The sequence below is a fragment of the Streptomyces laculatispora genome, from assembly GCF_017353455.1.
Classification (GTDB): Bacteria; Actinomycetota; Actinomycetes; order Streptomycetales; family Streptomycetaceae; genus Streptomyces; species Streptomyces laculatispora.
Window position 1 is genome coordinate 1 of record NZ_JAFMPZ010000285.1, and the last position, 2932, is coordinate 2932.

The 2932-nt window shown below is 74.7% G+C and carries 3 protein-coding genes and 1 pseudogene; 2 read left to right on the top strand and 2 right to left on the bottom strand.

The window, feature by feature from the left end; genetic code table 11:
• Nucleotides 1-888, bottom strand: an 888-nt coding sequence (locus J1C73_RS15760) for a tetratricopeptide repeat protein (RefSeq protein WP_207316934.1), incomplete at its 3' end; no start/stop codon positions are given.
• Between the two features lie 240 nt (nt 889-1128).
• On the opposite strand from J1C73_RS15760, the gene J1C73_RS15765 reads away from it, so the two are divergent.
• Nucleotides 1129-1599 carry a hypothetical protein gene (locus J1C73_RS15765; protein WP_207316935.1) on the top strand — a complete coding sequence of 157 codons (471 nt, stop codon included), beginning with the start codon at nt 1129-1131 and terminating at the stop codon, nt 1597-1599.
• 97 nt (nt 1600-1696) lie between these two features.
• Entirely contained in the window at nt 1697-2623 is a 927-nt protein-coding gene (locus J1C73_RS15770; RefSeq protein WP_307797703.1) for a spermidine synthase, read from the top strand.
• A 20-nt stretch (nt 2624-2643) separates the two neighbouring features.
• Here the strand turns inward: J1C73_RS15770 and J1C73_RS15775 are convergent.
• Nucleotides 2644-2932 (bottom strand): annotated as a pseudogene (locus tag J1C73_RS15775) (hypothetical protein); the annotation flags it as partial.

A 2932-nucleotide genomic window follows, 5' to 3' on the forward strand; every position in this document is an offset into this window, starting at 1 on the left:
CAGCGAGAGCAGCGCCATCAGCCGCGGTGAGCCCAGCGGTTGCGCGGCCCGCAGGCCCGCCTCCGCGGCGCGCAGGGACTCGCGCGAGCGCCCGGTGTCCCGGGCCAGGAACGAGGCGTTGCAGAACGCGTGCGCCTCCAGCGCGTGGTCCCCGGCCACCCGCGCCGTGGCCAGCGCCTCCGCGTAGTGCGAGCGGGCGTCCTCGAACCGGCCCGAGTCGTGGGCCAGCCAGCCCACCGAGATGGCCAGCTCACCGGCCCCGCTGTGGAGCCGGTCCGCCGTGGAGCGCCGGGTCGCGGTCCCGGAGTCGAGCAGCGCGTACGCCGCCCGCAGCGGATGCGAGGCCCGCCGGTACAGGCCGTCACCCCCGTGCCGGTCGTCCAGCAGACGGATCTGCCGCACCGCCTTCTCGACGGCGTGCACCTCCGCCTCGCCGACCCGGCGCTGCGCGGGCAGGGACACGGAGGCGGTCATGCCACCGAGGCCCAGGCCAAGGGACGCGGCCGCCATCGTGGTGGAGCCGCTCGTCATGAATACGCGACGCAGCACGTCGCACTCCTCGTCGGTGTCGCTGCCGGGCAGCGGGGAAGTCGGGGGCGAAGGAGCGTCCGCGGGCCGGGTCCCCCGGCCGCGTACCGATTCACGCGGTGAGAAGCCCAGGTCCGCCAGGTTCGCCCCGGGGAACATGTGCAGGAAGACTCGCTCGTACGCGTAGTTCGGGCAGCGGATCTCGCCGGACTCCACGCGTCCGATGTACCGGGCGTCGCACGCGACCTGCTCGCCGATCTCGCGGGCGGACCTGCGTACCGCGGCAGCGAACTCCCCGGCGGAGCGCGGTCCGCGCAGCCGCCGGAAGGCGAGGTTGGGAACTGCCCGTGTCGACACCATGGCGGAACCCTCTCTGGTGCGAGCCGGGCGTTGTTTCCGGTGTCCCGGCGGAGCAAGAACGTACCTGTTGTGACACGTCACACACGCTGCGTTTGCTGACAAACGGGATATCTCGCCCACGATCCGCCATGAACTGCCACCCTTTGCAGCGGTGTGGGGCCGTAGCCCTTGACGTGGTCGGCGCGTTGGTCCACGTGGCGACGGAGTCCGGCTCCGCCCGGCGATGAGAGGAGAGGTCCCTTGTTGCATCTCGACATGGCGACCGGCTCGCGGACGACCGCGACGACGGCCGCGACGACCGCGACGACCGGCCCCATGGCACCCGCCGAGGGGCCCGCCGCGGCGGGCCCCCCTCCCGGCGCGGAACCGTGCGACCTGGTGACCGTCCCCGCCCGTCAGGGCCTGGAGGCAGTGGACATCCTGCGCCGCGGAGCCGACCAGGAGGCCGTCGGCCCGGTCCTCCACGACGGACCGTGCGCCACCCTCGGCTTCCTGGTGCCGCCGGGCACCGCCGAGGCCTGGGACGTACCCGGCAGCGCCTGTACGCGGACCGACGGCCGCGGGCTGCGCATCCCCGCCGAGCCGCCCGTCTCCGGCAGCGGCTGGCTGCTGCCGCCCGGCGATGACACCTCGGTCACCGACCCGGCCGCGCTGCGGGCCGCGCTCGACCAGGCCGCCCGGCTGATCGAGGCGGCCGACAACTGCCGCTGAGCCCATAATGGCCGCAGGGCGGGTGAGCGCGGCCGCCCGTCGCGGCCGGTCACGGCCGGTCCCGGACCCGATGAGCAGTGAGCAGGTACGAACGGCAGTGGCACGTCGAGGAGCGGCCGGCGGAGCGGGGAGCCGCAAGCAGCGCGCGGACCGCAGGACCGACCGCAAGGCGGCACGCGGCGCCGAACGCCCCGGCGGCAACGTCTCCGAGCCGGTGGACGGCGGCGTCGCCGAGCTGGTGCCCGACCGGGAACGCAGGCGTGCCTGGACGCTGACGATCGACGGTGCGCCGCAGTCCCACGTGGACCTCGACGACCCGACGTACCTCTCGTTCGAGTACCAGCGCCGGATCGGCCACATCGCCGATCTGGCCGCGCCCGCCGGGCAGCCGCTGCACGTCGTGCACCTGGGCGGCGGGGCGTTCACGCTCGCCCGCTACATCGCCGCGACCCGCCCCCGCTCCACCCAGCAGATCGTCGAGGTGGACGCGGCCCTCGTCCAGCTGGTCCGCCGGGAACTGCCGCTGGACCCGCAGGCCAGGATCAGGGTCCGCGCCACCGACGCCCGCGCCGGGCTCGGGAAGATCCAGGACGGCTGGGCCGACCTGGTCATCGCCGACGTCTTCAGCGGGGCCCGGACCCCCGCCCACCTGACCAGCACCGAATTCCTCGCCGAGGTGCGCCGCGTCCTGAAGCCCGGCGGGACCTACGTGGCCAACCTCGCCGACGGCCCCCCGCTGGCCCATCTGCGCGGCCAGATCGCCACCGCCGCCACCGTCTTCCCCGAGCTCGCGCTCGCCGCCGACCCGACCGTGTTCCGCGGCCGCCGCTTCGGCAACGCCGTACTGCTCGCCTCGGACGTGACGCCGAAGGTCGCGGAACTGACCCGCCGGGTGGCGACCGATCCGCACCCGGGGCGCGTCGAACACGGGCGGGCGCTCGCCGACTTCACCGGCGGCGCGGCCGCGGTGCACGACGCCGACGCCCGGCCCTCACCGCCGCCGCCGGCCTCCGCCTTCGACTGACGCGGGCTGCCGCTCTGCGGTCACTTCACGATCTCGACCTGCGGCGGATGGCCGTTCCAGGTGCAGAACACCGAGACCGTCGTGCCGTCGTCCTGGGCGAAGTTCACCCGGATCCAGGCCGAGTTCGTCCAGACCCGCATCGACCAGCCCGGCTCCGGCGTCGCCGACACCAGCTTCGCGCTGTCCGCGCCGAGTTCGAAGACGACCCGGCCGCCGTCCGTCGAGTAACTCCTCGCCGTTCCCGCCGGGGTGGCCGCGGGGGCGGGCCGGTAAGCGCTCGCGGGAGCGTTCGGCCGCGCGGGGGAGGAG